Annotated in this window: 6 protein-coding genes and 1 tRNA gene; 2 read left to right on the forward strand and 5 right to left on the reverse strand. The window is 68.8% G+C overall.

Features of this window, described 5'->3' with window-relative positions; translation table 11 throughout:
* Positions 1-175: 175 nt before the first annotated feature.
* Entirely contained in the window at positions 176-601 is a 426-nt protein-coding gene (locus tag AOZ53_RS32885) for a hypothetical protein (RefSeq protein ID WP_054428574.1), read from the reverse strand.
* Positions 602-831: 230 nt separating this feature from the next.
* On the opposite strand from AOZ53_RS32885, the gene AOZ53_RS32890 reads away from it, so the two are divergent.
* Entirely contained in the window at positions 832-1,335 is a 504-nt protein-coding gene (locus AOZ53_RS32890) for a peroxiredoxin (RefSeq protein ID WP_006390907.1), read from the forward strand.
* A 91-nt stretch (positions 1,336-1,426) separates the two neighbouring features.
* Positions 1,427-2,842 carry an MFS transporter gene (locus tag AOZ53_RS32895; RefSeq protein WP_054428573.1) on the forward strand — a complete coding sequence of 472 codons (1,416 nt, stop codon included), beginning with the start codon at positions 1,427-1,429 and terminating at the stop codon, positions 2,840-2,842.
* Between the two features lie 13 nt (positions 2,843-2,855).
* Here the strand turns inward: AOZ53_RS32895 and AOZ53_RS32900 are convergent, their stop codons facing one another.
* The 4 genes from AOZ53_RS32900 to AOZ53_RS32915 form a co-directional block, all read right to left on the reverse strand.
* The gene (locus tag AOZ53_RS32900; protein ID WP_054476128.1) at positions 2,856-3,737 is read right to left on the reverse strand and encodes an EamA family transporter; all 882 of its coding nucleotides are present in this window, start codon (positions 3,735-3,737) and stop codon (positions 2,856-2,858) included.
* Positions 3,738-3,739: 2 nt separating this feature from the next.
* The gene (gene bioB, locus AOZ53_RS32905) at positions 3,740-4,765 is read right to left on the reverse strand and encodes a biotin synthase BioB (RefSeq protein WP_054428572.1); all 1,026 of its coding nucleotides are present in this window, start codon (positions 4,763-4,765) and stop codon (positions 3,740-3,742) included.
* 249 nt (positions 4,766-5,014) lie between these two features.
* Positions 5,015-6,505, reverse strand: coding sequence for a helix-turn-helix transcriptional regulator (locus AOZ53_RS32910; protein ID WP_054428571.1), 1,491 nt, complete (start codon positions 6,503-6,505; stop codon positions 5,015-5,017).
* 231 nt (positions 6,506-6,736) lie between these two features.
* A tRNA-Asp gene (locus AOZ53_RS32915) sits at positions 6,737-6,813 on the reverse strand.
* Positions 6,814-6,820 lie beyond the last annotated feature (7 nt).

The raw sequence follows: 6,820 nt of genomic DNA on the forward strand, positions 1-6,820 counted from the left end.
GAGCACGTCCCTACCCCAGCACCCTCCCACTGCGGAAGGCGCATCTACACCATACAAGGTTGAGGACGGGGAAGTCCGGAGCGAACGCTCCGGACCGCAATCGTAGCCCCGCCCTCCGCCTGCGCCGTCCCGCCGGGCGGCTCAAGAACTCAAATCCCCGCCCAAAAAAAAGCGATCACTTCTCCGCACTCTCCCCCGGCAACCCATCACTAACCTCAGCCAACGCCGCCTTCATATCCTCATAAGAAATCACCCGCTCATTCTGAAAACTCCCCAGCACCCCCCGGCACCCGTCGACCCCGGAACGCTTCATCTCCTCCATCATCCGCGTCCCGTCCGCGAGCCCCTTCTCGTAAAGCCCGTCATAGCCCGCCGCCGAGAACCCGTATTCCTTGGCATACCGTTCCAGGTTCTTGCGCGAGGTCGCCTGGTGCTGCGCCAGGTCGGGTTCGGACGCGCCGCACGATCGCGCCGCGCCGTTGGAGGCGCCCGCCGCCACCACGAAGGATTCGAACTGGGCCTGCTCGGCCGCGTCGGGCGCGGCCCAGGCCGGGGTGGCCAGGGCCATCGTCCAGGCCAGGCCGATCAGCATCTTGCGCATCGGTTTGTCTCCGCAAAGCGCCCGCGCGCGGCCATCGCGCCCGGGCATTGAACACGCCCACATTATGGCAACGATCCCCATGCCGCCTCGCGTATGGAGTCGTTTCAGACTGTGCGGGTTTTTTTCCCGATCTGTCCGCCGGGCCAGCAAGCGCAACGGACACGAACTATGATGAGGGCTGTGGGGCACATCCGCCCCAATGCAACACCCCCCAACACTGGAGATTCCCCATGAGCATCAAAGTCGGCGATCGCGTGCCCGACGGCACCCTGACCGAATTCATCGAAACCGAAAGCGAAGGCTGCTCGCTGGGCCCCAACGCCTTCCAGGTCGCCGACCTGACCCGCGGCAAGACCATCGCCCTGTTCGCGCTGCCCGGCGCCTTCACGCCGACCTGCTCGGCCAAGCACCTGCCCGGCTACGTCGAGCAGGCCGCCGCCCTCAAGGCCAAGGGCGTGGATGAAATCTGGTGCGTGTCCGTCAACGACGCCTTCGTCATGGGCGCCTGGGGCCGCGAACAGAAGACCGACGGCAAGGTCCGCATGCTGGCCGACGGTTCCGCCCTGTGGACCAAGGCCCTGGGCCTGGAGCTGGACCTGATCCAGCGCGGCATGGGCGTGCGCTCGCAGCGCTACTCGGCCCTGATCGTCGACGGCGTGGTCAAGCACCTGAACGTCGAAGGCCCCGGCAAGTTCGAAGTCAGCGACGCCGCGACCCTGCTGTCGCAAGCCTGATTTCCCCCGCGCAGTCCCTGTTTCATCGCTCAATGCGCGGGCCGCCCTGGCGGCCCGCGTCGCTACTCCCCGGCAGGGGTAGCCAGACGCCATGCTCGCAACCATCTCTTCTTTCTCGTCGCTGTATTTCGCGACCCTGCTGATGCTCATCGGCACCGGCCTGTTCAACACCTACATGGGGTTGAGGCTGACCGCGCAGTCCGTCAGCGAGGTCTGGATCGGCACCCTGATCGCCGGCTACTACCTGGGCCTGGTCTGCGGCGCGCGATTGGGACACAAGCTCATCATCCGCGTCGGCCACATCCGCGCCTTCGTCGCCTGTGCCGCCGTCGCCACCAGCATGATCCTGGCGCAGACGCTGGTCGACTCCATGCCGCTGTGGCTGGTGTTCCGCGTCATCTCCGGCATCGTCATGGTGACCGAGTTCATGGTCATCGAAAGCTGGCTCAACGAACAAACCGAAAACCACCAGCGCGGGCGCGTGTTCTCCGTCTACATGGTGGTGTCCGGCCTGGGCACCGTGCTGGGCCAACTGGCCCTGACCGCCTACGCCACGCTCGACCTGCGGCCGCTGACCCTGGTGGCCATGTGCCTGGTGCTGTGCCTGGTGCCGATCGCCGTCACGGCCCGCTCGCACCCGCCCACGCCGCTGCCGGCCGCGCTCGACATCCGCTTCTTCATGCGCCGCGTGCCGCTGTCCATGACGGTGCTGTTCGTGGCCGGCAACCTGTCCGGCGCCTTCTACGGCCTGGCGGCCGTGTACGGCGCCAAGCACGGCCTGACGACCTCGCAGGCCGCCGTGTTCGTGGCCGCCGCCGTCACCGCCGGGCTGCTGTCGCAATGGCCCATGGGCTGGCTGTCCGACCGCATCAACCGCGCCGGCCTGATCCGCTTCAATGCGCTGTTGCTGGTGATCTTGCCGACCGTCATGTGGGGCTGGCTGACCTTGCCCTATTGGGCGCTGGTGGCCATGTCCTGCGTCTTCGGCATCCTGCAGTTCACCCTGTATCCGCTGGGCGCCGCCTTCGCCAACGATCACGTCGAATCCGAGCGCCGCGTCAGCCTGTCGGCGGTGCTGCTCATGACCTACGGCGTCGGCGCCTGTGTCGGCCCGATGATCGCGGGCCTCTTGATGTCGCTGGCCGGCCCCAGCATGTATTACGTCTTCATCTCGGCCTGCGCGCTGATCCTGGTGTGGCAGGTGCGCCCGACGCGCGTCACCGGCGCCCACCAGGTCGAGGAAGCGCCGGTGCATTTCGTGCCGATGCCGGACACGCTGCAAAGCTCGCCGGCCGCCGCCGTGCTCGACCCGCGGGTGGATGTGGAAAACGATATCGGCATCGAGATGGTGCAGCCGGACCCCTCGGCCGCGCCGGCCACGGCGCCGGTGGAAGGCGCCGGGGCGGTGGATCCTCCCATCGCGGCCATGACCGCCGCGGCCGAACCGGCGCCGGCCGAGCCCGACGCCGAGGATCAGGCGGCGCGACAGCCCCGCACCGGCACCTGAGCGCCGGCGCCCGTCACCACGGGGTCATCAGCAGGATGGCCCCCAGGGCCAGCGCCAGGCCCGCGCCGTTCAGGCGCGTCAGGGGCTCGCGGAACACCAGCGCTCCGACCAGCGTGCCCAGCGTGATCACGCCCATGTTCATGGACGCGAACACCAGCGCGGGATGCTCGGGCAGCGCCTGGTGGGCGCGGATGTAGGTGAGGATATTGCCGAAGTTCACCACGCCCAGCGCCACGCCCGCCGCCAGATGGCGCGGCGCCCAGGCGGCGCGGCGCCACAGCAGGTAGAGCAGCATCAGCGCGCTGGCCAGCGCGAAGGCCAGCAGCAGGCCGCTGGCGAAGGCGGTGCCGGCGCGCGCCACCTGCTTGAACAGGATGTCGACCACGCCATAGGTCACCCAGACCGCCAACGGCCACAGCCACAGCGCGCGGCGCGCGGCGGCGTCCGTCTCGGGCGCCTGCGCCGCGGGCAGGGCGGCCGGCCGCCGCAGCAGGCAGAACAGCGCGGCGAAGGCCAGCGCGATCGCGCCCAGCTTGCGGCCGCTGACCGGCTCGCCGAACAGCAGGAACGCCGCCAGCAGCGGGATGAACAGCGACAGCCGCTGCGCCGCGTCGCTGCGCACCACGCCGGCATGGCGCACGGCCAGCGCCATCGCCATGAAGCCGCTGGGCAGCAGCAGGCCCAGCGCCACCAGCACCAGCCACGGCGTCTGCGGCGTCAGCAGCGTGGCCGGGTCTGGCCGCAGCACCGTCCAGCAGAGCAGGGCGGCGACCGCGTGGTTGACCATGATGGCCTGGCGCACGTCCACCTGCCAGCGCCGCGCCAGCTTCAGCATCGCCGCCACGGCGACGCTGCAGACGACGCTGGCCAGCAGGTAGAACAGGCCGGGGCTCAGCGTCACGCCGAGAGATCCTGGTGCGCGTGGTGGGGGTTGTGCTGGCCGGCGTCGATGCGCATGCCCAGGCGTTGCAGCAGGCGCTGGTCGGCCTCCATGCGCGGATTGCCGGTGGTCAGCAGCACGTCGCCGTAGAACATCGAGTTGGCGCCGGCCATGAAGCACAGCGCCTGCATGGCGTCGTCCATGGCCTCGCGGCCGGCCGACAGGCGCACCATGGCGCGCGGCATGGTGATGCGCGCCACCGCGATGGTGCGCACGAACTCGAACGGATCGAGCGGCTCGACGTCGGCCAGCGGCGTGCCTTCCACCCGCATCAGGTTGTTGATCGGCACCGACTCGGGGTAGGGCTCCATGTTGGCCAGCTGCGCGATCAGGCCGGCGCGCTCCTGGCGCGATTCGCCCATGCCGACGATGCCGCCGCAGCAGACGTTGATGCCGGCGTCGCGCACGCGGTCCAGCGTGTCGAGGCGGTCCTGGTAGGTGCGGGTGGTGACGATCTTGCCGTAGAACTCGGGCGAGGTGTCCAGGTTGTGGTTGTAGTAGTCCAGACCGGCCTGCTTGAGCTGTTCGGCCTGGCCCTCGCGCAGCATGCCGAGCGTGACGCAGGTCTCCAGGCCGAGCGCCTTGACCGCGCTGACCATCTCGGCCACGGCCTCCAGGTGGTGCGGCTTGGGGCTACGCCAGGCGGCGCCCATGCAGAAGCGCTGGGCGCCGCCTGCCTGGGCGGCGCGGGCGGCGGCCAGCACCTCGTCCAGCGGCATCAGCTTTTCCGCTTCCAGGCCGGTGTCGTAGCGCGACGACTGCGAGCAATAGCCGCAGTCCTCGGGACAGCCGCCGGTCTTGATCGACAGCAGGCTCGACAGCTGGATGCCGTTGGGGTCGAAGTGGGCGCGGTGCGTCTGCTGGGCGCGGAACACCAGGTCCATGAACGGCAGGGCGTAAAGCTCCATCACGGCGGCGCTGCTCCAGGCGGGCGCGGGCTGCGCCTTGGGCGGCTTGGGAACGGGAATGTAGGCGGTCTGCATCAACGGACTCCAGAAGGCTTGCGGGGCTCTCGCCGGACCCGTGGACGGGACGGCCAGATCGGCGGATCGTAAGAACCTGCGCAGGGTTTGCGCAATCTGGGGTGTGATGCGGATTTTGGCGGCTAGTTGGCTGGAGTTTTGCCGAAAATGGCGATTTTTGGCGGCGGGCGGAATCTAACGCGGCGGCATCTTCGCGCAGCGCGATCCCCTCATTATTTTGATTCAATTTGTAAATTCAGGCGGCCTGCCTCAGCCCGCGCCGGATTTGCCCCGGGAGCGCGGCTTTTCATGCCCGGTGATGCCGCGGTCGCGGGCCCAGACGATGGCCGCGCTGCGCCGGTGCACGCCAATCTTGCTGTAGATGGTGGCCACGTGATTGCGCACCGTGTTGCGCGACAGGCGCAACTGGCGGGCGATCTCGTCGTCGCTATGGCCCTGGCACAGCAGGCCCAGCACCTCGCGCTCGCGCGCCGTCAGCTGCGCCAGCTCGGCCACGTCGCGGGCCGCCGGCGCCGGGGCGCGCAACTGCGCCAGCTTCTCGATGATGCCGCGGCTGAACCACGAGGTGTCCTGCATCACCGCCTCGATCGCGGTCAGCAGTTCGGTCTCGCTGCGCTTGCGTTCGGTGATGTCCTGCATCACCAGCAGCACGCGGCGCTCGCCGCCGATCATGACCGGCTCGGCCGAGGCCAGGCAATCCAGAAGGGCGCCGTCGGGCGTGGCCAGCGCGGCTTCGCGGTTGCGGATGCTCTCGCCGCGCGCCAGGCTGTCGGCCATGCCTTCGAACGGGCGCAGGCCCAGGGCGGTCAGTTCCTGGCCCGCGCCGTCCTGCGCCGACACGCCCACGGCCTGCGCGAAGGCGTCATTGATATCCAGCGCGCGCAGCGATTCGCCGTCGCACAGCGCCATCGGCACCGGCGCCAGCCGGAACGCCTTGGAGAAGCGCTCCTCGCTCTGCTGCAGGGCCTCCTCGGTGCGCTTGCGCTTTTCCAGGTCGATGAAGGTGAACAGCATGCACGGTTCGTCCTGCATGTCGATCGGCTGGCCGGCGACGATGACGAAGCGCGCGCCGCCGTCCGCCAGCCGCACCACGCCTTCGCGCTGGCTGATGGTCAGGCCCGCGTTCAGCTTGGCCACCGCGTCCTCCTTGTCATCGCCGCCGTCGAGCACGTCCAGCTCGTAGGCCGATTTGCCCAGCACTGTCTCGCGCGTCAGGCCGGTCATGTCCAGGAAGCCCTGGTTCACCTTCACATAGCGCAGGTCGGACAGGCGGCAGATGAGCGCCGGCGCGGGATTGGCGGCAAAGGTGCGCTCGAAGCGCTGCTCGGCGTTGAACTGGCCGGTCTGGTCATCCAGGATCAGCACGCGGAAGTCCGCGCCGTCGCCTTCGAGCAGCAGGCCGCGCGCGCGGATGTTGCGCAGGAAGTCGGCGTCGTCCTTGCGCGTCAGGTCCAGCAGCAGGTCGTCGAACGCGACCGCGGCGGCCAGGCGGTCGAGCGGATACTGCTTGGCCGGCACGCGGTGATGGTTGCGGTAGGTCAGCGCATAGCGTTTGCGGTAGCCGGCGGGCGTCTGCCCCAGCGCCTCCAGCGTGTCGACCCCGTGCAGCGCCAGCGCGCTGGCGTTGGCCCAGGCGATGCTGCCATCGGACTCGAGCAGGATGATGCCTTCGTTCAAGCCTGCGATGATGCGTTGCAGGTGCTGGCGGTGTGCGTGCGGGGCGGCGTTGCTGGCGGTCACGTGGGCCTCTTGGCTTGGCTGGCACAAGCGCACAGGATGCGATGCGAAGCGCGGCCTGTCCAGAGGATAAACGGACGAGACGGGGGAGGGGCGGCGGCACGGCGCTTGCTGCCGCGCAAAGCAAAAAAGCTCCGGAATCCGGAGCTTTTGGCGGGCGCCTTCTGGCGCAGTGCAGGAAGACTCCTGCGGAACAACTGGTCTTGCGGCTTGCTGGGATGCACACAAGATGCTTGGCGGAGCGGACGGGGCTCGAACCCGCGACCCCCGGCGTGACAGGCCGGTATTCTAACCAACTGAACTACCGCTCCGCAGCGG

The sequence above is a fragment of the Achromobacter sp. 2789STDY5608621 genome (assembly GCF_001299375.1).
Lineage (GTDB): Bacteria > Pseudomonadota > Gammaproteobacteria > Burkholderiales > Burkholderiaceae_B > Achromobacter > Achromobacter insuavis.